The 23,561-nt window shown below is 50.3% G+C and carries 19 protein-coding genes and 1 pseudogene; 11 read left to right on the forward strand and 9 right to left on the reverse strand.

Features of this window, described 5'->3' with window-relative positions:
• Positions 1-10: 10 nt before the first annotated feature.
• Positions 11-694 carry a hypothetical protein gene (locus tag EL645_RS18950; RefSeq protein ID WP_126551951.1) on the reverse strand — a complete coding sequence of 228 codons (684 nt, stop codon included), beginning with the start codon at positions 692-694 and terminating at the stop codon, positions 11-13.
• Positions 695-830: 136 nt separating this feature from the next.
• Here EL645_RS18950 and EL645_RS18955 point away from each other — a divergent pair, with 136 nt between their 5' ends.
• The 3 genes from EL645_RS18955 (at position 831) to EL645_RS18965 (ending at position 3,990) form a co-directional block, all read left to right on the forward strand.
• Positions 831-1,355, forward strand: a complete 525-nt coding sequence (locus tag EL645_RS18955) for a GNAT family N-acetyltransferase (RefSeq protein WP_126551952.1) — start codon at positions 831-833, stop codon at positions 1,353-1,355.
• Between the two features lie 187 nt (positions 1,356-1,542).
• Positions 1,543-2,907: a cytochrome ubiquinol oxidase subunit I gene (locus EL645_RS18960; protein WP_246035407.1), complete on the forward strand. Its 1,365-nt coding sequence runs from the start codon at positions 1,543-1,545 to the stop codon at positions 2,905-2,907.
• The gene (locus EL645_RS18965; RefSeq protein ID WP_126551953.1) at positions 2,908-3,990 is read left to right on the forward strand and encodes a cytochrome d ubiquinol oxidase subunit II; all 1,083 of its coding nucleotides are present in this window, start codon (positions 2,908-2,910) and stop codon (positions 3,988-3,990) included.
• Positions 3,991-4,088: 98 nt separating this feature from the next.
• On the opposite strand, the gene EL645_RS18970 is transcribed toward EL645_RS18965, so the two are convergent.
• Both EL645_RS18970 and EL645_RS18975 read right to left on the reverse strand, forming a co-directional pair.
• A complete protein-coding gene (locus tag EL645_RS18970; protein WP_126551954.1) occupies positions 4,089-4,316 on the reverse strand; it encodes a hypothetical protein in 228 nt (75 codons plus the stop codon).
• 291 nt (positions 4,317-4,607) lie between these two features.
• Positions 4,608-5,126, reverse strand: coding sequence for a PRC-barrel domain-containing protein (locus tag EL645_RS18975; RefSeq protein WP_161977485.1), 519 nt, complete (start codon positions 5,124-5,126; stop codon positions 4,608-4,610).
• 271 nt (positions 5,127-5,397) lie between these two features.
• Here EL645_RS18975 and menA point away from each other — a divergent pair, with 271 nt between their 5' ends.
• From menA to EL645_RS18990, 3 genes are all read left to right on the forward strand, one after another.
• On the forward strand, positions 5,398-6,327 hold the full coding sequence (menA, locus tag EL645_RS18980; protein ID WP_161977486.1) for a 1,4-dihydroxy-2-naphthoate octaprenyltransferase: 930 nt from the start codon (positions 5,398-5,400) through the stop codon (positions 6,325-6,327).
• Positions 6,328-6,680: 353 nt separating this feature from the next.
• Positions 6,681-8,138 (forward strand): aldehyde dehydrogenase family protein, encoded by a 1,458-nt coding sequence (locus EL645_RS18985; protein WP_126551957.1) that lies wholly within the window; start codon positions 6,681-6,683, stop codon positions 8,136-8,138.
• A 518-nt stretch (positions 8,139-8,656) separates the two neighbouring features.
• Complete coding sequence (locus EL645_RS18990) at positions 8,657-9,472, forward strand: serine protein kinase RIO (RefSeq protein WP_161977487.1); 816 nt, start codon at positions 8,657-8,659, stop codon at positions 9,470-9,472.
• Between the two features lie 98 nt (positions 9,473-9,570).
• Here the strand turns inward: EL645_RS18990 and EL645_RS18995 are convergent, their stop codons facing one another.
• Positions 9,571-11,109 carry an APC family permease gene (locus EL645_RS18995; RefSeq protein ID WP_126551959.1) on the reverse strand — a complete coding sequence of 513 codons (1,539 nt, stop codon included), beginning with the start codon at positions 11,107-11,109 and terminating at the stop codon, positions 9,571-9,573.
• Between the two features lie 289 nt (positions 11,110-11,398).
• Here EL645_RS18995 and EL645_RS19000 point away from each other — a divergent pair, with 289 nt between their 5' ends.
• From EL645_RS19000 to EL645_RS19010, 3 genes are all read left to right on the forward strand, one after another.
• Positions 11,399-12,937, forward strand: coding sequence for a pyridoxal phosphate-dependent decarboxylase family protein (locus EL645_RS19000; RefSeq protein WP_161977488.1), 1,539 nt, complete (start codon positions 11,399-11,401; stop codon positions 12,935-12,937).
• 111 nt (positions 12,938-13,048) lie between these two features.
• The gene (locus EL645_RS19005) at positions 13,049-14,014 is read left to right on the forward strand and encodes a zinc-dependent alcohol dehydrogenase (RefSeq protein WP_161977489.1); all 966 of its coding nucleotides are present in this window, start codon (positions 13,049-13,051) and stop codon (positions 14,012-14,014) included.
• A gap of 102 nt (positions 14,015-14,116) precedes the next feature.
• A complete protein-coding gene (locus EL645_RS19010; protein ID WP_126551962.1) occupies positions 14,117-15,046 on the forward strand; it encodes a U32 family peptidase in 930 nt (309 codons plus the stop codon).
• A 5-nt stretch (positions 15,047-15,051) separates the two neighbouring features.
• On the opposite strand, the gene EL645_RS19015 is transcribed toward EL645_RS19010, so the two are convergent.
• Positions 15,052-15,414 carry an inorganic pyrophosphatase gene (locus EL645_RS19015; RefSeq protein WP_126551963.1) on the reverse strand — a complete coding sequence of 121 codons (363 nt, stop codon included), beginning with the start codon at positions 15,412-15,414 and terminating at the stop codon, positions 15,052-15,054.
• A gap of 234 nt (positions 15,415-15,648) precedes the next feature.
• On the opposite strand from EL645_RS19015, the pseudogene EL645_RS42800 reads away from it, so the two are divergent.
• Together EL645_RS42800 and ptsP are read left to right on the forward strand one after the other, a co-directional pair.
• Positions 15,649-16,023 (forward strand): annotated as a pseudogene (locus EL645_RS42800) (phosphoenolpyruvate-utilizing N-terminal domain-containing protein); the annotation flags it as partial.
• Between the two features lie 112 nt (positions 16,024-16,135).
• Positions 16,136-17,428, forward strand: coding sequence for a phosphoenolpyruvate--protein phosphotransferase (ptsP, locus tag EL645_RS19025; RefSeq protein WP_126551965.1), 1,293 nt, complete (start codon positions 16,136-16,138; stop codon positions 17,426-17,428).
• 77 nt (positions 17,429-17,505) lie between these two features.
• On the opposite strand, the gene EL645_RS19030 is transcribed toward ptsP, so the two are convergent.
• The 4 genes from EL645_RS19030 to EL645_RS19045 form a co-directional block, all read right to left on the reverse strand.
• Positions 17,506-17,772, reverse strand: a complete 267-nt coding sequence (locus tag EL645_RS19030) for an HPr family phosphocarrier protein (RefSeq protein WP_126551966.1) — start codon at positions 17,770-17,772, stop codon at positions 17,506-17,508.
• A gap of 72 nt (positions 17,773-17,844) precedes the next feature.
• Positions 17,845-18,519: a class II aldolase/adducin family protein gene (locus EL645_RS19035; protein ID WP_161977490.1), complete on the reverse strand. Its 675-nt coding sequence runs from the start codon at positions 18,517-18,519 to the stop codon at positions 17,845-17,847.
• Positions 18,520-18,592: 73 nt separating this feature from the next.
• Positions 18,593-21,493 carry a glutamine amidotransferase gene (locus EL645_RS19040; protein ID WP_126551968.1) on the reverse strand — a complete coding sequence of 967 codons (2,901 nt, stop codon included), beginning with the start codon at positions 21,491-21,493 and terminating at the stop codon, positions 18,593-18,595.
• Complete coding sequence (locus tag EL645_RS19045; protein WP_126551969.1) at positions 21,480-23,546, reverse strand: vWA domain-containing protein; 2,067 nt, start codon at positions 23,544-23,546, stop codon at positions 21,480-21,482. The genes EL645_RS19040 and EL645_RS19045 overlap by 14 nt, the downstream gene beginning before the upstream one ends.
• Positions 23,547-23,561: the final 15 nt, after the last annotated feature.

The following is a 23,561-nucleotide window of genomic DNA, read 5'->3' on the forward strand; positions in this document are numbered from 1 at the left end:
TTGGAATATGCTATTTAGCTTGTTGGCGAGCCAGGAAACTGGCGGCGACAGCCACAAAACCCGCCACGAAGAGCGGTCCACTGATACTGGCGCTATGAAGGGTAAATAAAAGCAACAGGCTGATAATCTCAATGAGGACACCGCCAACCAGGAGCAATACCACTGCCAGTGAAGATTTCTCAAAGGATCGGCGTACCTGCTCACGGTTATAAACCGGTCCCGTCTGCTCTGCTGTGTCCTGGATTTGTTCTGTGGCTGGTGCATCCGCCTCGGCTGTTGTTTCAGTTGCTGGCGTGGTCGCTGATTGCGTGCCAGGTGTAGTTGCCAGGCGCAAGGCCTCATAGAGGAATTCACTTTTCTGGCGTGGCGTCCGAATATACACATTGCGGTGACCATCGCTCACCAGGATCTCGCGGAAAACCGGTTCATAGTTTTTCTCACGCCACGTTACTGTACGTAGATCTGCCAGATTAAGTGCATCCATAAAGATGCGCTCGCGTGGAAAACCGCGATAATAATAGCCTATAACACGTTGATTGGTCACGATCACATCGCATGCCGTACTATGGCTACTCTGTCCGCCATCCCAGATGGCAGGTAGAGCCAGAATGGGCTCCTCCCCGGGCTGCATCTGTGCTTGTAGTCCCTTCAGACGCTGAAAAATTTTAGCTGCTGCTGTGGTTGTATTCGGCATGCTACACCGGAACCTTTCTTATTTCTGCCAAGATTATAGCATGCATGTTATTAAAAGCAATCGGGAAACGCCGCTGGCTTTACCACCACGTCTCAGCGGTGTTTATGCTGGTATATATGATGGAAGGAAACCTATCATGACGATAACAGTCAGGGCAGCCACTCTACAGGATGTTGAGGGCATCGCCCGCGTCCATGTGGATACCTGGCGTACAACCTATCGCGGCTTGATACCAGATGCCTATCTGGATAATCTGACGTATGAGCCCCGCCAAAGGATGTGGAATCAGATACTGGGTACTCCTGGTAGTCAGAATTTGACTTTTGTTGCTGTGGATGAGGCAGGGCAGATTGTGGGTTTCATTAACGGTGGCCCTGAGCGTGAAAATGATCCTTTCTATCAGAGTGAGCTCTATGCCATTTATATTCTGGCCAGCCAGCATGGCCATGGCACTGGTCGTGTGCTGGTACGTACCCTGGCTCAGAGCCTCATCCAGTCAGGGTTTACTAATATGCTCGTCTGGGTGCTGGCAGGTAATCCAGCGACTCAATTTTATCAACGCCTGGGTGCTCAGTATGTGACCGCAAAACCGGTTCAAATTGGTGGTGCAGATCTGCAAGAGTTCGCTTATGGCTGGCCAGATCTACAGGTCCTTCTATAATTAATCCAGCAAGATTTTTCAACTTTCAAGCAGAGGCATCAAAAAAATTTTATGTTCCATTATTCTTGTTGCTGACTTTGTTGTTATGAAACGAAGCTACTAGAATATCAGTATCATAAGGTGTGAAGATGGAATTTAGAAGTTGTTCAATAGTGAGACAACGTGTTTAATATCGAGGATAACCCCCATGATGCCTGATTTACTTGCAGCACGTGCCCAGATGGGTACCTCGCTGGCCTTCCACATCATTTTTTCTGTACTTGGCGTTGGTGTACCTCTCATGCTTTGTATTTCGGAGGGGTTAGCACTGCGTACAAAAAATCCTGTCTGGATGATGTTGACACGTCGTTGGGCCAGGGCTGCCGCGATCCTGTTTGCGATTGGCGCGGTCTCCGGCACCATCCTTTCATTTGAGCTGGGTTTGCTCTGGCCCACCTATACACGCTTTGCCGGGGCGGTGGTAGGATTGCCCTTTTTACTGGAGGGTTTTGCCTTTTTTACGGAAGCTATCTTCCTTGGTCTCTATCTTTATGGCTGGGATCGACTCTCGGCCAGGGCACACTGGCTCTGTTCTTTTCCAATTTGGATCAGTGGTATGGCCTCGGCCTGGTTTATTGTGAGCGCCAACTCCTGGATGAATACACCGGCAGGTTTTGTGATCAAAAATGGTAAAGTTGTGGATATTAATCCCTATCAGGCCATTTTTAATCCCAGCACGCCTTTTGAAACAGTTCATATGATCCTGGCCAGTTATGTGGCCACTGGATTTGGCATGGCCGCCGTATATGCGTTCGCTTATCTACGTGGTAAGCGCGATGAATATTATCGCAAGGGTTTGATGCTGGCTATGATTCTGGCCTTAGTGGCAACCCCATTGCAACTTATCAGTGGTGATTTCAATGCCCGCTTCCTCTACGTCTATCAACCGGTTAAGTTCGCTGCCATGGAGGGTGTCTTTAGAACTCAGAGTGGTGCCCCGATCTCTATTGGTGGTCTGGCTGATCCCAGTACTGGCCAGGTCAAATATGCTTTAGAGATTCCTGATGCCTTGAGTGTGCTGGCTGACTATAATCCAAATACAGTTGTCAAAGGCCTGGATCAATTTCCACGCGAGGACTGGCCAAACTCCACCCTCGTCCATACCTCATTTGATGGTATGGTTGGTAGCGGCATGTTTGCGCTCCTGGTCGCGCTAGTTTTCTGGGGCCTGTTTCTTTTGAAGAAGCGCACCTTGCCGAGCAATCGATGGCTGTTATGGGGCGTCATCCTGGCTGGCCCTCTCTCCTTCCTGGCGGTTGAGCTGGGCTGGATGGTAACCGAACTCGGACGCCAACCGTGGACCATTTATGGGTACCTGCGTACGAAGGATGCTGTAACAACCGCGCCTTTACTGAATGTCAGCTTTCTGGTCTTTTCGCTCATTTACGTCCTTTTAGCTGTTGCACTGATCTGGTTGCTGCTGAAAGTAGCTCGTCGCCCGTTGCCACAGGTCACCCTTTCTGAAGAAGGCTATGATGTGAAGGAGCCTGAGATAGAAAAGGTTGGTGTCTAAATGGATGTCGCTTTAGTTGCTCTGGTGGTGCTCTGGTGGGCCTTGATTGTGTATGCTGTTTTAGGCGGAGCAGACTTTGGGGCAGGCTTCTGGGATCTATTCGCCGTTGGTCAGTCGGCTAAAAAGCAGCATCAATTAATCAATCATGCATTGGGACCTGTATGGGAAGCCAACCACGTCTGGTTGATCTTCTTGATTGTGGGTCTGTTTAATGTGTTCCCATCTGCCTTCTATGCTCTTTCTATCGCGCTGTTCTTTCCATTTACTATCGTGCTGATTGGCATTGTACTGCGTGGGTCCGCCTTTGTGTATCGCTATTATGCGCTTGATGAAAGTGGACTCTTTGCGCGTATCTGGAGTCGTGTCTTTAGTGCGACCAGTGTGATTACCCCTTTCTTCCTGGGCCTTTCAGCGGCGGCTGTAGCCAGTGGCAAGCTCATTTCCTCCAACGGTGTGCCACAGGCTAATTACCTGGCAGCCTATTTCTCGCCGTTTGCCCTGGTGATTGGTGTGATGGCGGTTGCGCTCTGCGCGACCCTGGCGGCCATCTACCTGGTGGTTGAGGCACGCGATACAGAAAATGATGAGGCCCTGACCGAATCGTATCGCATGAAAGCCTTGATTATGGGAGCAATTACCGCGGTGTTAGGTGCGCTTGGATTGCTGCTCTCAATCTCAGAGGCTCCAACTATCTGGCAGGGTATGCTTACACGAGCTATTCCAGTTGTCGTCGCCACCATGCTGATCGGTCTGGCTACCGCCATTACGCTCTTTCGCCGCTCATATCGAATCGCACGTATATTGATTATTGCTGAGACCGCATTTCTACTGGGATCATGGGGACTCTCGCAATATCCATACATTATTCCTCCCTTCTACACCATTGCCAATTCGGCCAATGAGCCAACGGTCATCAAGGTACTCTTGATTGGTATCGTGTGTGGCCTGGTTATTCTGCTACCGTCGCTCTACTACCTCTTCTCTGTCTTCAAATTGCCATATCCCATTCCCGGTCTGCGCCGTAGCGAACAGGCCAGGCAAACGCAGGAGCGTAAGAAGAACGAGATGGTTCATCCATCATAGATGCTGCCTCGTGAGGTAGAAGCAGAAAAGAGAGTCCAATCAACAGAGTTGGACTCTCTTTTCTTATAGGTGTAAGTGCTCTTGCCGAGCAACTGTAATTAGTGGGTATGGGGTCTGAGTATCTTATGAAAGACACCAAAGAGCAAAAATGTGGGAGGCCATTGTCCTACAAAGATGCTCCAATCGCGTTTGTTAGAGACAAACAAGATTGCAGAGGCAACAATAGAGGCCAGGGCAGCCCAGTACCACACTTCTTCCGGCACTTCATCAGTGATACGAAAGTATTGTTCCTGTACATTCTGTGTTGTGTCTTTTGCTTCGTTCATGAATATATAACCCTTTCTATCGGTTCAATAGAGATCATGTGGTTACATCGCGATGATGTACTTGATATAGGATGATTGATCTTTAAGAAACGGGTAATCGAAAAAATGTTACATGTTTAATTTGCTGTGTTATTGATGAATTATCGCGTATAGATTGATATTGATATAAAATGAAGCGCGCTGCTATAGCAGAGAGGGTAGCGTAGCCTGCTATATAGAGGAGGGAAATATGGATGGCGGGTAGACGCGCTATCTTTACGCACATATGCGCATAAAGATAGCCAACCAGATTTACTTCATAAGTTCTACGGCCACTGCGTCCGGAATGACTAGCACATCCTGACCATAACGGATAATCTGCTGGTTAGTAAAGGCAGGATAATGTCTGCTAATCATCTGGCGTAGCCCTCCGGCCAACTCATAGCCAGCGATAGTAATTGCTTGAGGTAGTTCAATGTGGAAGAGCGCATTCCCCACGTTCCCAACCACCGTTCCCCCTTCGCTCAAAACATGATAGCTCAGCACATCTCTTCCCTTAAAGGCTGCACTTAAGGCAGGGTTATCCTGCTCTTTAATCAAAGCATCTTCTTGCGTAAAGGTCAGGGCATCTTCTCCAATCCCTTGTATCGATTGCAGTAGTAGGGCACGATGGCCGAAGAGACCGGTTTTGATATCAAAGCCCAGGACGCTATGACTTTGTGGATCAAAGTAGAAATCATCAACGACGCCCATTTTTTTGCCGAGATCCATGGTTACTGCTGTCAGACCTTTAATATCGGACCACTTTTTTGCCGCAGGCATGTTTTCCATGTGTTTCTTCTTCCTCTCCTGGAGATGAGTTGCTTTTAGATATGGCAATAATTGCGTTTTCATACAAGGTGCCTGTTTGTTAAACGGAACAGCCAGGTACTTTAGCTCATAAAGACAAGATATCGTTCAGGGAAATGATGGGTATCTGCTGGATATGTCTGGCTGGGTGAATAAATTTTGACATTTCTGGCTGAACGTTTTACCATTTGTGAGGTATACTAATGACGTTATTTTAATGGAATCATAAACACCTATGCGAGAGAAAAAAACCATGAGAGACGCTCGATCTATCTCCCAGCGGACTGCGCAGCCCGTTGCCTTGAAAACCTGGGTTAAGACGAGTCGTCCTTTTACATTGACTGCGGCGGTAAGCCCGGTGCTGGTAGGGACGGCTCTGGCTGGTTATGAAGGAACCTTTCATATCTGGACATTTCTGGCCACATTTTTTTCCTGTCTATTTCTGCAGATAGGCACAAATTACTTTAATGAATACTTTGACTATCGCTATGGATTAGATCATGCTGGCTCGCTGGGAGCCATGACTGTGATCTTCAAACAAGAGATGACGGCAGGACAGGTCCTGGGTGGTGGTATCTTTTGTTTTGTGGTGGCGGCCCTGCTTGGTGTGGCCTTGATCTTTGCTGTTGGACCTGAGATTATCCTTTTCGGGCTGGCTGGTATTTTGATTGCCTACTTTTACAGCGCCAAGCCTTTCAAATTTTCCAGTCGTGGACTGGGCGATGTGATGGTCTTTCTGGCCATGGGTGTGTTGATGACCTGGGGCTCATATTATGTTCAGATTCATCACTGGTCATGGAGCGCACTGGCGGCCAGCATCCCGATTGGTTTTCTAGTGACCTCTATCTTGAATATGAATAATGTGCGAGATTATCAGGATGATCTGGCGGTCAATAAAGGAACGCTGCCGGTGCGCTTTGGACTGAAATTTGGGCAACGTTTTCATGCGGCATTATTATTTGGTAGCTATCTGGCCACAACCATCTTTGTAATTAGCCGCCTGCTTCCCTGGCCCTGTTTGCTTGTCTGGTTAACCTTCCCGCTGGCCTACACTAATGTGCGCTCTGTGCTCCAGGCGACTGAACGCAAGACCTTTATTGTGGGTATCAAGAAAACATCCATGCTGCACCTGGTCTTTGGCGTAGTGCTGGCTGTATCCATCTTGCTGGCCATCTTCCTCTAGATTCTAATCTGTGCGATGTGAAAGAGCAAGGGCCCGGGGCAACGAGATACCCTGGCCCTTGCTTGTTGCCAGGTTGTGCTTTTTCAACCAGATAGGCTTTCAATGCTAGCGCCTGCGGCGCCGGGTTGGGAATGTGGAGTGTGTGGTGGGTTGGCCGCGGCCAACCCACCACACACTCCACATTCCTGAAAGAAGATCCATCGTATTGCTTGCTCGTGATCTCCCTGAGATCGCTGGATGAACATGAAAAAGCCCTGGGCGGGAGGCGCTCGAAGTCGGGCAGACGGAATAGTGTACAATAGGGTGAGAAAGTTTGCTGTTTGGTCTTTTATGATTTGATAGAGGATGATACTGTGAAGCATGAACTATTAGCACATTATGTTGCCGGAGAATGGTTAAATTCTAATGAAGATCAATGGAGTGATGACCTCAATCCTTCTGATACTACCCAGGTGCTTGCTCGTGTCCCTCAAGGTCCAGTGAGTGTGGTAGCGCGTGCGGCGGAGGCGGCCCATGAGTCTTTCGCCGCCTGGAAGGCCTTGGCCGGTCCTGAGCGTTCAGAGATCTTGTATCGCGCCGCCAATATACTGGCTGAGCGGCGGCAGGAAATTGGCACCCTGGTAGCGCAGGAGGTAGGCAAACCGCTAGGTGAGGCGTTGGGCGAGGCTGATCGGGGCGTATCGATCCTGCGCTACTTTGCTTCAGAGTCTGTACATCCAAATGGCCAGGTTATTCCGGCTCAGAAGGCTGGTAGCTTACAATTTACGCTGCGCCAGCCGCTTGGTCCGGTGGCGGTGATCTCGCCCTGGAATTTCCCGGTTGCGATCCCGCTCTGGAAGATTGCTCCCGCCCTGGCGTATGGAAATACCGTGGTGTGGAAGCCGGCCGAAGTAGCCTCATTGACCGCGGTCCGCCTGGCCGAAGTATTTGCCAGCGCTGGCTTGCCGTCTGGCGTGCTGAACCTGGTGCTGGGCAAGGGATCTGCCATTGGCGATGCCTTGATAGGACAAGATGCTATTCGTGGTATTACCTTTACTGGATCTGATGCAGTGGGTATGGGTATTGCTGAAGTCGCGGCCCGGCGCAACATTAAATATCAGCTAGAGATGGGTGGTAAGAACGCTGCCATTGTGCTGGGGGATGCGGATATGAACCAGGCCGCTAAACTGGTGGCCGCTGGCGCTATGCGCTTCGCCGGACAAAAATGTACGGCTACCAGCCGCGTTATCGTCACTGATGATGTGGTTGAGCCTTTTGTCGAATTGCTCAAGCGCGAAATTCAGGCTCTTCCCGTTGCACCGGCGACCGAGTCCAGCAGCGCGGTTGGTCCCTTGATTACCCAGAGCTCGCTTGAGAAGGTGGCCTCCTATGCACAGCAGAGTACCCAGAGTGGGCGCGTCGTGCTGGGTGGTAATTATGCCAGGACCGGCTCCTTGAAGAATGGTTATTTCTTTGAGCCTACGCTTGTCGTCGATGTCCCGCCCGATGCGTCGGTCGCGCAGGAAGAGGTCTTTGGTCCGCTGCTGGTGGTTGAGATCGCCCATAGCATCGACGAAGCGATCGCTATCGCCAATAACACCAGATATGGCCTGAGTGTCTCGCTGTTTACCCACGATATCAACGCTTCCTTGGAATATATCCACGCCATCGAAAGCGGCATGGTACGTGTAAACGGAGACACGACCGGGGTTGATCCACATGCTCCTTTTGGTGGCATGCACAATTCCAGCTCACACTCCCGTGAGCAAGGGCCAGCCGCCATTGACTTCTTCACTGAAATCAAAACCATACAAATCAATAGCGCTGGCTAATCCTCAAACAGGGAGTGTACATTCTTTCGGGTGTGGTGGGCGGCCGCCGCCACCCACCACACCCAACCCGGCGCCGCAGGCGCCAAAGAAGAATATGAAAAAGCTCTGACACTCCCTTATTTTTTATTGACAGCAAATCTTCCATCTGTTATTATCATGCGTGATATATAGTTATAGCTTGCCAGGGACTTGAATGGCCCTGCAAAGAGAAGGGAGCGTGCTACATGGAGAAAGTTACTTTTTCGTTCCTGCATCACGTCTCCAGACAGGCCATAACTATGCAAGATTGCGGCAAAAAATAATCCCCGCTAATAATGCGATACGTTCTGGCCATCTCTTGAGAGATGGTCTTTTTCATAATTTGAAAAGGCTGTAAGCGTGATGCTTGCAGCCTTCTTTTATTGTTTATTGTTGCGCTGGTTCAGTGCACAGAAAGAGAGGTGCTCAATGGGAACAATTGTGTTTTTTCATGCAGATCTACGTTTAGCTGATTTCGTTCAATTCCAAAGGAGTATTCATTGTCTAAGAGAAAATTGGTTCGTGCCATCGAAGAACAGGAAGAACTGGAAGCTTTAGAAGCCTTAAAAGCACTCGACGAGCAAGCAGTAGACCCTCTCCAGTCTACGCTCGATAGTTTTTTTGCGGACGCCTGGATTACTGAAATCTTACATGTGGTGAAGAGTGGCAAAGAGGCAACCGTCTATTGTTGCCGGGCGCATCCATCCCAAAATGTGCCATACCTGGCCGCCAAAGTCTATCGTTCGCGTAACAACCGGGGTTTTAAAAACGATACTGTCTATCAAGAGGGTCGCACGATTACAGATCAGCGTGCCCGGCGGGCGGTCAAAAATAAATCCTCGGCTGGTCGTGAGATGCAGTTCAGTATGTGGGTATCGCATGAGTTTGCGACCCTGACCAGTCTGCATAAAGCCGGGGCAGCAGTGCCAAAGCCACTGGCCCACAACAGTAACGCGTTGTTGATGGAATATCTTGGGGAGCAGCAGCAGCCAGCATTCTCGCTGCAGAGTGTTACCCTGGAGCCCGAAGAGGTTTATCCCGTCTTTGAATTGTTGATGGATAACATCCAACTCTGGTTGACGCAGAATATCATCCATGGCGACCTCTCAGCCTATAATATTCTGTATTGGCAGGGAAAAGTTACCATCATTGATTTTCCGCAGGCTGTCGATCCACGCTTCAACTCACATGCCCTCTCGCTGCTGACGCGTGATATCGACAACATCTGTAAATATATGTCTCGCTATGGTTTGAAGAGGGATGCCGCCCAGATTGCCCATCGACTCTGGCAGCAGTTCAAGAATGCCCGCTTGTAAGTCCTTAGCTGATCGTCAGAGTATGGCTATCGGTCTCTTTAGCCTCTAGCCATACTCTGCGCGATAGCACAGCCGGATATCTTATAGTCTTGATTTGATTAGCGCTCTATTCTGCTGGCATTTTCTTTCTGCAGCGGTACTGCAATATAGGCGTTGAGGGTTTGCCAGTCAACCTCACTTTTAGCGAAAATGCTGATGAAGGCGGAGAGCGCCAGTAATACACTGGTTACTCCTCCCACAAGGTACCACCATTGCGTATTGGGGATCAGGTTGGTCCAGGAATAAAGGAGGGTATCGGCGACTGTGATTGCGCAACTCAATATACCAATCACTATGCTGAACCAGAGCAATGGGATTGGGAAGATGCGATGACGCTGAAAGGCCTGCGATTGTTTGAGTATACAACCAATCAGGCAGATAAATAGAAAGGCGGCTGAAATGGTCCAGACCAGCGCGGCTGAGGCCTGGCTTACCATATAGACCTGTGCAGAAAAAGTCTGGGGCTGACCTATCATAGTCAACAGGGGGGCCAGGTTGAACATTGCCAGTGTCACTATAATTGCTAGCAATGCTTGCAGCAGGATGGCATTGACTGGTACCTGGCGTCGATTGAGTTTGCTGATATATCTGGGCAGCCGTTTGTCTACGCTGGCTACCAGCAGCAGGCGCGCATAGAGATAGTTATAGACGAGTATGGTGGCCAGAAAAGAGGCCATCAGGCACACAGAGGTGGCCACCGCAAAGTCTTTACCCAGGACAACATAGACTGTCCTCACCAATGCAAAAGGGTCATACGCTGCCTGCCTGCCCAATACAATCAGTACCGATAAGGTATTCAAAGCATAGATCAACGCAAGGAGTAAGGGACCCCATATCAAGTGACGCCCGATCACCTTGCGTCCTTTTATTTCTCCTGCCATTGTTAGTGGCCCCTCGGTACCCAGGTAGGCAAAAGCCAGCAATCCAAACATTACAATGTTGTCAGATCGGGGTTCCCAATCTGACCAATTGGTGAAAGTCGTGGCTGAATGGTGTCCCCTGATAAGCCATATGATGCAGGCCAGGGCGATAACCAATGTTCCAGAAAATAGTAGTATGACCAGCAGGTTGACCAGGTTTTTAACCAGGCGGAAACGAAAGGTAGAGAGAAAACCACTGACCGCTAGCACCAGGCAGATGGCGATCCCCTGTTTCCAGGGTTGGTTGAGAAGTGTCGGATAGAGAAAAGGAGTGGCGTAGATTACGAGCAGGCTGGCCAAACTGCTGGAGATAAGCACACCTGGAAACCAGGCACAGAAGCCAGCGAAAAAGCTCCAGTAGCCCCCGATAGTATGATGGGCCCAGTTATAGAGCGCCCCTTCGTGAGGATATACGTGTCCTAGCTGAGCTGTGGCGATTAAGCAAGGCACGAAAAAAGTGAGCCCGACCAGCACCAGGTAAGTAATGGCTGCCGGACCTCCTGCGGCGACTGTAGAGGCGCAGGAGGCCAGATATGTTGATACAATAAAGGTGGTTGTCATATCCCAACTTGTCAGTATCCGTGGCATTACGTGTGGGATAAGTTTTTCTGAATGTAAGGGTGCTATGGTCGCTATCCGTGTTGTTCCCGCTTGATGAATATCTTTTACCGCTGGCATCTCAATGCCCCTCCCTGACTACATCGATATTGATTGCATAACTATATCTTTGCACGTTAGCACAAGTAGAATATTCCTCAGCACTATTTTTTATCTGATGGTACTATTTGGCTAAATACATCTAAAGTTATTAATGGTTATATAAGATTAATATTTTATCATTCAGATGCTGAAAATAATTTATTGCTTATATTATTAGTTTGACTGTTTTTGATGGTTACTTTACAATAGAGAATACAAAACATGTGCTCAAATGAGTTCATTGCTATGGTTTTCCTGGGGGAAGTGGATGATGAGGAATAATCATGAAGAAGATTATATATTGGGTGATATGGATACCGAAGCTTTGCGCCACTATGGCCATCAGGTTGTCGATTGGATGGTTGATTATCTGACCGAGCCTCAAAAATACCCCATTCTGCCCCGTAGCACTGCGGGCGAGATAGCGCAGCGCTTACCCATCCATCCTCCTGAACAACCTGAGTCTATGGATGCTATTCTATCTGACCTTGAGCGTATTATTATACCTGGACTTACCCATTGGAACTCAGCCGGATTTATGGGATATTTTGGGCTTTCGGCTTCGGGTCCTAGTATCCTGGCTGAGATGTTCGATGCCACCTTTAATGTGACGCGCATGCTCTGGCGTACCTCTCCATCCGCTACCGAGGTCGAACAGGTTGTACTGAAGTGGTTAAGAGAGATGTTAGGATTGCCCGATGATATGTTTGGTATGCTCCATCACAATTCGGCGATTGTGCATGCCCTGCTAGCGGCCCGTGAAGCGATCCCTGATGCTTTGATTGCCTGCTCGGGTATGGGTGGCCGTACCGATCTGCCACGGCTCTGTTTATATGTCTCTCAGGAGGGTCATACCTCGATTGATAAAGCGGCTATTGTTCTGGGCATTGGCCTGGAGGGTGTGCGTAAGATACGTACGGATATCGCCTTGCGTATGGATATTGAAGCTCTCGAACTTGCTATCCGGGAAGATCTGCAGGCTGGCTATCTCCCTTTCGCGGTTGTCGCCACGGTAGGGACAACCTCGACAACCAGTATTGATCCGGTGGTGGACATTGCCGCTATTTGTCAGCGCTATAAACTCTGGTTACACGTTGACGCGGCCTATGCTGGTGCTGCCGCCCTTGTGCCTGAGAAGCGCTGGATACTTGAGGGCTGTGAACAGGCCGATTCGCTCTCGGTCAATCCGCATAAATGGCTGTTTACCAATTTCAATTGCAGCGCCTTTTTTACCCGCCAGCCAGATATTTTAAAGACGGCCTTGAGCCTGACTCCGGCCTATCTGGAACATACGGAAAATACCAGCGAGTTGATGCCTGATTTAATGGATTATGATTTTTCGTTACCGCATCGTTTTCCGGCTTTAAAATTGTGGATGGTCATGCGCTACTTTGGCCGCGAGGGTCTGGCGAGGCGTATTGCCGAACATTGTCGGCTGGCGCAACTGTTAGAAGGATGGATCGCTCTTTCTTCCGAGTTTGAGTGTATGGCCCCCGTTCCCTTGAGCGTCGTGTGTTTGCGCGCTCATCCGGCTATCCTTGAGGATGGACAGGCGCTGGATAGATTGAATGAGCGTATTTTGCAACGTGTGAATGCGGAGGGAAGCTTTTTCCTTTCACATACCCGCGTGCGTGGCCGCTATACGCTACGGGTAGCTATCAGCCATATTCGTACCTCTGAAGAGCATGTGTATAAAGTCTGGGATGCGCTGCAGCGATGTCTGCAGGTGGAATTAAGCATGCTACGTCGTCCACCAGCCACTCGCCCCCAACTACATATGCTCAATTTGCCTGCGCGCCCACTGTAATGTTGCGCTTAAATACTTGTTCCATCGAAGATATATAATAATTGCAGTTTAGATGTTTGCATGCTTCCTACCTGTGGAGATAGGTACGCAATTGAAAGGCTATGGGGGGTTATGAAGGCTGTAATTATTACTGAACCTGGTGAGGTTCATGTGACGGAGCTAGATCGACCAACGATCGGAGCAGGCGAGGTATTGGTGCGTTCACGCGCTGTTGGCATCAGTGAGAGCGATGTTGAGCTTTTTCAGGGGAAGCGTGCCAATGGCTATTTTCGCTATCCTGCCATTCCCGGCCATGAATGGTCTGGTGAAGTGGTGGCAGTAGGTGAAGGTGTAGCGCATGTGGCACCCGGGGCCAGGGTGGCGGTTGAGAGTATTTGTTTCTGTGGACTTTGTCGTAACTGTCGTGAAGGTAAGACAAACCTCTGCGAGGCTGGCTATGAAGAGCTTGGCTTTACACGTCCCGGTGGACTGGCTGAGTATGTGGTAGTTCCTGCCCATCAGCTTCATGTTCTGCCTGATCATATCTCTTTTGAGGAGGCGGCCCTGTTAGCGTCAGCGGCTGTGGTGGCCCACGCCTTTTTACGCGCTCAGCCTCGGCCAGGTGACGTGGTCGTCATTGTTGGGGACGGACCATCAAGCCTGCTGGCAGTGCAGCTGGCCCGACTGTATAGTCCAGCTGTCATTGCTGTACTGGGCTTCCGCGCCGAACGGCTACAACAGGCACAGGAATATGGAGCGACCCATACCGTGAATATGAGCCGTGAAGATACCCAATCCCTCATTCAATCCCTATCAGGTGGACGCGGGGCCGACCTGGTATTTGAAGGTACCGGACATGTACAGGCGATTGAAGAGGCGCTCACAGTAGTGAAGCGCGGTGGTTCCGTATTGTTAACCGGCCTTGAGGCTTCGATCGCTCCTTTGAGTTTTACCTGTGACCTGTTTGTCTTAAATCAGATTAGTGTCTATTTTTGGGGCCAATTCGGCGGCCTGGAGCTATGCGGTCCAGCTATTTCTGAATGGCTCGCTTCAATTAGCCAGCCTGATCTCTCATCGTTTTTCACTGGAAGAATATGAAGATGCAGTGGATGCGCTCATCTTGCGCCATAATAGGGCTACAAAGGTTATAATGGTTCATGAGTAAATACATCTTTGTAGATGTGAAAGGATCTGAACCTGATGGAAGAGACACGTCGTTTTCTTGCCAGTCTGGGCCTGCCCACTGGTGATGCCTACGATCTCCCGACCAGTAAGAAACGTTTCCCTGATGGTGCCCAGTATCGGATAGAGATTCCCAGCACCGAAAGTGCAACAGCTCTAGCGGCCATCATTGAGGAGGCTGATCGCTATAATCTGACTATCCATCGCGTCTCACAGGGGAGTGGCGTGATGTTGATGACCGATGATGAAGTACGAGAGATGGCGCGCCTGGCTATTTCACAGCGGATGGAGATAAGTCTTTTTGCTCGCCCTAATGCCGCCTGGGATATCGGTGCTATGGCTGTGGCAAGTGGTGGTAAGGTGGTTGGCCCTCGTCTGCGTGGTCAGGATCAACTGGTGCACTGTCTGGAAGATGTACGGCGCGCTGCCAGTCTGGGTGTTCGCAGTGTGTTGCTGGCTGATGATGGAGCCCTCTGGGTTGCCAATGAGATGCGTCAGCAGGGAATGCTACCTGCGGATATGCAATTTAAGATTAGCGTGATGATGGCCTCCGCTAATCCTGCTTCTATTCGCTTGCTGGAAAAACTCGGGGCCGATACCTTCAATATTCCAACAGACCTGACCCTGCCGCAGATCGCTGCTATTCGGCAAGCAGTCGATATTCCGCTGGATATCTATGTCGAGGCTCCAGATGATCTGGGTGGCTTTGTGCGTTTATATGATATCCCTGAATTGATCAGGATTGCTGCCCCTGTCTACATTAAATTTGGCCTGCGTAACGCACCCAATATTTACCCTGCTGGTACACATCTGGAGCCTACCGCTGTTGTCCTCTCGCGCGAGCGCGTACGCCGAGCCCGTCTGGGGATGGATATCATCAAGCGTTACTATCCGGATGCAGTAGTCTCTCAACCAGGGGCCAGCGGACTGGCAATTCCAATCGAGTAAATATGCTATTGCTCAGTTGTTGATCGTTCAACCAGCAAAGCCGATTGAGCACCGGGCCGTTTATTATGGAATGCCAGCACAATCTGTTGCTCATGCGCTGTGCAGCCAATGAGCAACTTGATTTCACTATCTCGTTTAGCCAGATCAACTGTGACTATGATGGCGGTAAGTTGTTTTTCTGGCATACTGCCCTGCCAGATATCGATGCCATCGTTGTCGCCTGAGGTTGTGTTGCTGAGATAGCCATAATCCAATGGATAGATTACCTCTGGATACCGTGGATGAGGCGATCCCTTTGGACGATCAATCATAATGGTGCTGCTGGTAATCAATGTTTCCAGTGCCTGCCAGAATGTTTCATTGAACATATTTTATTTTCCTTGTAATGATAGTTGATTTTTCTCTACTGTGACCGTAGAATATCCTATTGGTTCAGCACTAACAAGCAAACAGGTGGAGTCTACTGTTATCGCTAATGCCATGTGCAACTTTTTCTTTAATATTTCTTGTTTGTAGTGTATGGTAGATAGGTGCCTGGCCACTGGACACTACAAACTGCAAGCGAGCGCCGTAGGCGCGAAATAAACGATGAGGTTTTTGTTATGTCTTCAATTGTAAAGGGTATCCCGGTTACTGGTGGCGTGGCTATTGGTTCGTGGATAGTCTATGATCCCAGCCCTCCCACGATTTCTAAAAACCATGTTGCTCCTGAGGCTGCTGCAGCAGAAAAAATACGTTTGCAGCAGGCTATTGAAGCCTCTGTGGCAGAGGTGATTCAATTGCGCGACCAGGTGGCTGGTCGTTTAGGAGAAGAAGAGGCAGCGATTTTTGATGCTCATCTGATGATGTTTGAAGATGACACCTTGCTGGAAGGGACACATCAGCGTATCGATAATGAGCATATGAATGTGGAATGGGCACTGGCTGAGACGACCGATGAGATTGCTCAGGTATTTGCTGACATGGAGAATGAATATTTTCGTGCCCGGGCCGCTGATGTCCAGGATATCCGCACACGTTTCTCATTTGCAAGGGCGACTACGGCACTGACAGTATTCTCAATCATTTGCAAGGGCGACTACGGCACAGTTGCGCTATCTAAAGGAGCCGGTAATTGTACTGGCCCGCGACCTGTTGCCGTCCGATACAGCCGGGCTAGATCCTCAGTTTGTGCTGGGCCTGGCAACCGAGCAGGGTGGTCCCACCTCACATACCGCTATTCTCGCGCGCCAGCTTGGTATCCCGGCGATTGTGGGCGTTCATGGTCTGCTAGAAAAAATTGCCGACTTTGCTGGTAAGGAGAAGGCAACGCTGGTGTTGGATGCCCGCAATGGAGAAGTGCTGATCGAGCCGGACACCACCACCATACAGCATTATCAGCAGGCAGCGGTCGATTATCGACAACAGCAAGAACAACTTCAGGAACTGCGCGGACTGGCGGCTACAACCCCTGATGGCACTACGCTTGAGATCGCCGCCAATATCGGGCGGCCACGTGATGCACAGCCAGCAGTTGCCGCCGGTGCTGGTGGCGTTGGCCTGTTTCGAACCGAGTTCCTTTTCTTAGACCGTGAGACGGCTCCCTCAGAAGAAGAGCAGGTTGAGGCTTATAGCACCGTCCTGCAGGAATTTGCAGGTAAGACCGTCATCGTGCGTACCCTGGATATTGGAGGAGATAAAAGCGTTCCTTATCTCTCCTTGCCCCGGGAGGATAATCCATTCCTAGGCGTGCGTGGCATTCGCTTATGTTTAGCTCCACCATACCAGCATATCTTCCGTACCCAGGTGCGTGCCTTGTTGCTGGCTGCCCAGTTAAACGTCGCCTCGCTCTGGATTATGTTTCCGATGATTTGTGATCTACGTGAATTGCGCCAGGCTAAGTCTTTCATCGCTGAGACGGAAGCACAGTTACTGCAAGAGGGGAAGCTCACGGCTCCCGTGTTGCCTGGTTTGCGGCTGGGCATTATGCTTGAGACGCCTGCTTCAGCCTGGTTGATTGATCAATTGGCAAAGGAAGCTGATTTCTTTAGTATTGGCACCAATGATCTGGCCCAATATACGTTAGCCAGTGATCGTATGAATGCCAATCTGGCGGAATTGCATCGTCCCTTTCATCCTGCCGTTATGCGCACTATTGCACACATTATCCAGACAGCTCGTAAGTTGCAGCGCTGGATTGGTATGTGTGGTGAAATGGCTGGAAATCCGCGCGCCAGTGCTTTCTTGTTAGGGCTGGGCATTAACGAGTTGAGTATGGAAGCGGGCTCATTTAATGCGGTCAAACAGGTTATTCGCAATACCACAACGGCCCAGGCCCGGGAGCTTGTGGAGCGGGTACTGGCTGCCGAAAGTTCTGCGGAAATAGAAGAAATGCTTTCATAGCGTGAAGGGCGTTTCTGTATGTAGAAGGGCACACTGCAAGCAATCCTGTATCTGCTTCAGGATGTGCCCTGACCTGTTTACTTCTCGATGAAATTATTTTGTATCAAACCAACCAGGGAAGATGCAGCCTCTTGCTCATCTATGCCATCGGTTGTGATCTCTATCTCCGCATCTTTTCCCGCCCCGATACTGAGCAACCGGACCAGACTTTTGGCATCCACTATTTTTCCATTGTAGGTCACTGTAACTTTGCTGTTAAATCGTTTGGCTAGCTTCACAAATTGTGCAGCAGGTCGGGCATGGAGACCTACCTCATTTTGGATGCGTACAAAATTTTGTTGCATAATCGTTTTCCTTTACGTATGGTCCTGGGAGACAGTACCGCTAGCGTTAGCATCATATTTCACAGTGAGCGATTATCTGGCATTTAAGGGATCTTCAATGGCCGTCTGACGATATCCCTGTTTCCAGTTGTTATGAAGTTTGGCCACTTCTTCTGCTGGCAAGGTAACCGGCGTCCCCAACTGTTTGGCAATGCTATAGATACGGGCCGTGTCTTCAAGTGCATGAGCAATCGAAAATGTCAGCGCCAGATTGATGCCCACAACCATTGCGCCATGGTTGCCCCAGATAACGGCTGGTCCCTCTCCCAGGGTCTGTGCTACCAGCTCGGCAAAAGCCTGCGTGCCTGATTCTTGATAAGGTACAATCGGCACTTCTCCGCCCAGGCAAGAGGCAGATTCCTGTAGAATCATGGGGAGCGGTTGGTAGACGACTCCAAAGGCTGAAGTATAGAGAGCATGGGTATGCATTACGCAATTAATATCTCGACGTTTACTTAGAATATAAGTATGAAGTGGTGTCTCTACCGAGGGCTTCCATTTGCCTTCAACAATTTTACCTTGTTCATCAACCACAATGATATCATCAGCGGCTAGCAACTGGTAGTCTGCTCCACTGGGTGTGATACAGATTAGATTGGTTTCGGGATCACGAGCGCTTAAGTTACCCTGGGTGGCACGTACCAATTGGCTCTCATACATTTTTCTGGCATAGCGTGCGACCTGTGTGCGTAAATCGGTTAACAGCATATATTTTACCTCCATAGCAGGAAGTTTACCATGTTTTTTGTATTGCTGTCGTTATTTGGTCTATCTATCCACCTTATTTCTTCTCCTGTTCACGTTTTCGTTTAGCTTCTACTAAGCGCGAGGTGGTGGATGGACCGGCTGCTACAGATGTTTTTTGCGCGGCTGATGGTTGTACAGGATCGATCTCCTTAGGAGCAGTCCTGGTCACGGTCTCGACCGGTGGTTGAGCTTTCCGTGGCGGTGTTACGCCGGGCTTGCTGGTACTGGCAACCCGCGCTGGTACGCCCTGATGGCGCTGCTTTTCGCGTTTCTCTCTGATTGAGCTCAGTGAGGCAACATCAGGCTTCTCTCCAGGTAATTTTCCATGCGGGGTAGCCAGTTGCTGATGGGCACTGCTTTTGAAGCGTGCCAGCAGCCAGTTATATCCTTCTATCACAAAATCGAAGTTGGCCAGGCGGCGCGCCGCGATATCTACTGGCAATAGCAGTGCCGCTAATATCAAGAGCCAGAAAGAGATTGGAATTGAGGCTGAGGTTGGGATTAAGCTCTGGGTAAAGGCTGATTCTATATCATTAGGATTGAGAAGGATGCCGCCACCAGCCTGTGCCAGTAGCTGCAGGAAACGCATATCGGTGCCCTGGTTACGGTATTCAGGTGAATATGGCACAACCAGGCCCGTGGTCGCTGTAAGCCTGCTCTCTTTCTTGTTTGCGCCTTGCCAGGTTACCTGGAGCAGATAGCCGCCAACCTGTGAAGCAGGGAAACTTCCCTCCCAGCGTTCAGGGGCCGTTGGTTGCAGGTTTATATTTTGCTGTGATAGATCTGGCCCAATAATATGCACCTGCACCTGCTGTTGCCCTCCTTCAGCGGTTGTGCCAGAGGGCAGATCGACCGTCAATTGCCCTATACCATTGTTAACTTTACCATTGATATTCATCGCTCCGTCATTGGCAGCAGGCAGGGTCCAGGTGACCACGTTTGCCCACCATTTGGGCGCATCATCCCAGGTTAACCAGTTTTTAGTCCACAGGCCCAGCGCATCACTGGTCCAGGCTGCTACGCGCCCCAGACCATATTGCCAGACCGCCAGTACTGGATCATCCAGGTGGCTTACCAGAACCACCTGAGCAGCCGGTTTCGGGGTGGTCGCTACATATCCATTGAGGGTCGGTAAGCCCGTTATTCCTGTCAGAATAGGATGGTTGCCTACTACGGCTGGATTAAAGGTTTCATTAATCAAAGAGCGCCGTGCTGCTCGCTGTGTCTCTTTGAGCAAAATCTGAGGGATGATACTGGGATTGTCAGCGCGATAGAAGCGACCTTTACCCCATTGTGCAACGTTTTGCATGGTTGCCAGGTCCTCAGAGCTCAATGCATTTGTCTCGACCGTTGAAACGGTGATATTCTCATTGGCGAGTTTGGTTACCTGTGGCGCATAGTTATCATAGGCGTCCCCATCGCCCAGCAGGATGATATGTTTAATCTTGGCGTCAGTATGGAGTAATTCCTGTTCCGCATTGGCGAAGTCAGGATTGTAGCTGGGAGGGTCCACTGGATTCATGTTGTCGATGGCTTTATCAATGGATTTCTTATCGGTAACGTGCTGCATCTTAACACTCAGTGTGCCGTAGCCCGCTGAGATTCCTACCTGGTCGCGGGAGGTGAGGAGCCCCACCACGCCTTTGGCCGCCTCTTTGGAAATGTTGATCGGGACCTGGGCCTCCAGGCTTTCGACGATCAAGACTACCGCAATAGTGGGCGTTTCCTTATGTTGTGGGATATCCATGCTTACTGGCAGCGTTTGTTCCAGTGGCGTATCGGTGTATCCTCCAACGCCGTAGCTGTTCTGCCCACCACTGACTACCAATCCATGCCCGAGATCGCGTACAAATGACTGCAGGATCTGCATGCGCGTATTGCCCAGCGAGATAGCTGGTACATCGGCCAGAATAACACTACTATAGGGGACCAGCCCATCCAGGGTAGTTGGTATGTCGCCCGGCGTGCCAACCGTCACGTTGATATGGGTGGCCTGGAGGGCGGCCACAATATTACGGCCGCTGCCGGGCTGTCCTTCGATGACCAGAATTTTTGGTGGACCCTGCACATTGACAAAGGCGGCCGCCTCATCGTTCTGCGTAATTGAATCTTTAGGTGCCTCTATTGTAATACGGAAGGTATGAAAGCCAACTGTGGGAGCCTGCATATCAAAGCTAAGATCTTGACTGCCTGCAGATAGGGCTACTTTCTGCTGTGAAATGATTGCTGAGTCCAGGTAGATGCGTACCGTGCCCTGTTGCGCGACCGTGCTATAGATGCGGGTGTGCAGGTTAAAGCGCTCGCCTGTATGTAGATTGCTTGGAGCCTCAAAGCTATCCACACGCACATCATCGCCATTGACGTTTGGTAAGGCGACGATATCCAATCGAATGCCCTGTTGCTGTAAAAGCTGGGCCTCCTGCAAGGCATCTTCCAGGTTTTGCTGACCATCGGTAAGCAGAACGATATGGCGCTGGCTGTTGGAGGGCAGGATAGCTGAAGCGAGGCGTAAGCCAGCCGCTAAATCCGTATAATTGGTATCTGGCGTTGACTCAAAATGAGAGAAGTCTACTATCTGTGATTGTATTGACTGTTCTACTAGCGCATTGCGCCCAACGGCTACAATACCCACCTGATCATCGGCATGCTTATGCTTTACCGCCGAGCTAATCCATTGCTCGATAAAAGCGCGTTGTGGGCCCGTGCTGGCCGAGATGTCTCCCACAAAGATCGTAGCCTGGCGAGAGACTGGCATGGCCCAGGCGGTCCCTGCCAGCGCCAGAATAATAAAGCTAAAGAGTAGCAGGCGTGTAGCCAGGATCAGCCAGCGTTGTTGCCTGGGAAAAGGAAGCGACATGCGTTTCCAGGTCAGGTAGACCAGGATTCCGATTGGTATTAAGAGCAAGAGTAGCAGTGGCTGCTCAAATGTTAACACGGCGCTCCCCTTTCGATGTTTTTTTCAACGTTGTGCGCAGGCGCTTGCTGAACTTTTTGGTTTTCCTTTGGGTGCGATTCCAACTGGCCAGCACCTGATCCTGCATGGAGGCAAGCCATGGATATCTGGCGCTACGCTGATTGGTTTTGCCGCGTATAGTTGTACGTGGCGTTTTATGCGCTGTCTGGTTGTTGCTCTGTTGTGGTTGATAATTGCGGCTAAAGAGCCACCATTCTGCACAGAGTATTAATAGCAGGATCGCGGCGATCCAGGGCCATATCTCTCGTAGCTGACGTGAGATGGTGTTTTTATTGTTGGTTATATTGGTGCTATGAGTGACCGGAATATTTTTTGCCGGTGCCAATTGTGACTGATTTGGATTGAACAGGTTAACGGTAAATATACCACTGAGCGTGTGCCCATGAACCCGTTGATTAACCTGATAAATGCCGACCGGATTGGTGCGGGCATAAGGCGTTGCTGGAAAAGGTGGACCTACAGTGATCGTCTGTTGATCCGGCCCCGTGACGGTTACCTGGTCTGCGCCTGGCCAGGTCTGGATGCTAACCGGGGTGCCTGGAGTGACCTGCCCATTTCCCGCTACTGGTGAAGGCAAGAACCAGTTAACCAGGTTGTAGATCAGGATGGGGAAGGAGGGCTGCAGTGGCAGGTCAGTTTCATGTAAATCAAAGCCAAAGACCGCCACACGGCGATTGTTATTTTCTCCTGCTAGCAACAGGGGCGTTGTGGGGGTACTGATGATGGGTTGTGCCCACAGCGCGGGCTTTAGCTGATGGGTAGAGCGCATCGTGTGAATACTGCTCAGATCGATGCTGCTCAACAGGTTTTGAGGATCATTGCCGGTACTGATATGGCTGACGCCCACCGCCGGGCCAGATGAGCCAAAGGAATAATTACGTGCTGGCGGATTGACGTAGAGGATGTTGCCCACAGGCTCACTTGGCGGTGCATAGCCGTCAAAAATGGTCAGATCGTAGGTCCCTATGCTATTGCTATATTTACTGGGATCGATAGTGTAGAGGGTCACATTGGATTGCAGGCGCAGGGCTGTTTGCAGGTACATGTTGCCTTTAGTGACCAGTAGTACGCGGCCATGAATAGAACTTCCTACCAGGGACCATGCCTCGTGGTCGGTCGTCATTGCATCCTGTGAGAGTAGACGTGCGTGCAGCAGGTTGGTACGCGCCGGTAAAGGACCCCATTCAATCGCTCCACTCGCGCCTGCATTTAAGGTGACCGTTTTAACACTAAAGAGTCGCCCATCTGCATAGAGCTCGACCGGGACAGAGCGTTGATCATGACTATAATTACTGACCTGCGCAAAGGCGATCAGTTTTCCTTGCAATGAGCGGGAGGAGAGGGCCATCAGCGCCATATTGGGGGCATCGCCACCGATAGACATATATTGGACCGGGAAAGGTGAATCCAGGGTTTGATTGTTATTCATCACATGGCCATCTCCGACGACCAGGACCTGGGCGTTTTCCTGGCCCGCCGCCAGCGAGCTTGCCAGTGAAAGCGCCTGTTCTAGATCGGCGTCCTGGTTTGTTACCCTGGCATGTTGCAATGCATTCGTAAGCTGTGCTTTGTCCTGCGAGTTCGCAATTAAAACCTGAGGCGTGCGCGCCATTGATATCAGCGAGAGGTGATCGTTCGGCCCGAGCGCATCAATAAAGCCACTGATGGTATCTTTGGCCTTATCAAAGCGGCTGGGAGCCACATCTGTAGCTTGCATACTGGCTGACGCTTGCAAGATCACAATTGTGTTGCCGCTGACCGGACTACTCATAAAAATAGCCGGGCGTACCAGAATCAGGATGATCACGATGGCTGCCAATAGCTGTAAAAGCAGCAGAGGGGTTATGCGTAGGCGTTGCCATGGACGGCTTGCCTGCAAATCTTGCATCGCTTGCTGCCATAAGAGCGTACTGCCAACCACCTTTTCCTGGCGCTTGGGACGCATAAAATAGAGCAGCAAGATAATTGGTATGATGGCACTGAAGGCAAGGGCTGCAGGAACAAGTATACTCATGACGTTATCCTTCTA

The organism is Dictyobacter kobayashii, from assembly GCF_003967555.1.
GTDB lineage: Bacteria > Chloroflexota > Ktedonobacteria > Ktedonobacterales > Ktedonobacteraceae > Dictyobacter > Dictyobacter kobayashii.

Bases quoted from the DNA above. Each gene is read 5' to 3' on its own strand.
- EL645_RS18955 (WP_126551952.1), top strand. From the start codon at position 831: ATGACGATAACAGTCAGGGCAGCCACTCTACAGGATGTTGAGGGCATC.
- EL645_RS18965 (WP_126551953.1), top strand. From the start codon at position 2,908: ATGGATGTCGCTTTAGTTGCTCTGGTGGTGCTCTGGTGGGCCTTGATT.
- EL645_RS19010 (WP_126551962.1), top strand. From the start codon at position 14,117: ATGGAAGAGACACGTCGTTTTCTTGCCAGTCTGGGCCTGCCCACTGGT.
- EL645_RS18975 (WP_161977485.1), bottom strand. From the start codon at position 5,126: ATGGAAAACATGCCTGCGGCAAAAAAGTGGTCCGATATTAAAGGTCTG.
- EL645_RS18995 (WP_126551959.1), bottom strand. From the start codon at position 11,109: ATGCCAGCGGTAAAAGATATTCATCAAGCGGGAACAACACGGATAGCG.
- EL645_RS19030 (WP_126551966.1), bottom strand. From the start codon at position 17,772: ATGCAACAAAATTTTGTACGCATCCAAAATGAGGTAGGTCTCCATGCC.
- EL645_RS18950 (WP_126551951.1), bottom strand. From the start codon at position 694: ATGCCGAATACAACCACAGCAGCAGCTAAAATTTTTCAGCGTCTGAAG.
- menA (WP_161977486.1), top strand. From the start codon at position 5,398: ATGAGAGACGCTCGATCTATCTCCCAGCGGACTGCGCAGCCCGTTGCC.
- EL645_RS19035 (WP_161977490.1), bottom strand. From the start codon at position 18,519: ATGCTGTTAACCGATTTACGCACACAGGTCGCACGCTATGCCAGAAAA.
- EL645_RS19045 (WP_126551969.1), bottom strand. From the start codon at position 23,546: ATGAGTATACTTGTTCCTGCAGCCCTTGCCTTCAGTGCCATCATACCA.
- EL645_RS19005 (WP_161977489.1), top strand. From the start codon at position 13,049: ATGAAGGCTGTAATTATTACTGAACCTGGTGAGGTTCATGTGACGGAG.
- EL645_RS19000 (WP_161977488.1), top strand. From the start codon at position 11,399: ATGATGAGGAATAATCATGAAGAAGATTATATATTGGGTGATATGGAT.
- EL645_RS19015 (WP_126551963.1), bottom strand. From the start codon at position 15,414: ATGTTCAATGAAACATTCTGGCAGGCACTGGAAACATTGATTACCAGC.
- EL645_RS18960 (WP_246035407.1), top strand. From the start codon at position 1,543: ATGATGCCTGATTTACTTGCAGCACGTGCCCAGATGGGTACCTCGCTG.
- EL645_RS18970 (WP_126551954.1), bottom strand. From the start codon at position 4,316: ATGAACGAAGCAAAAGACACAACACAGAATGTACAGGAACAATACTTT.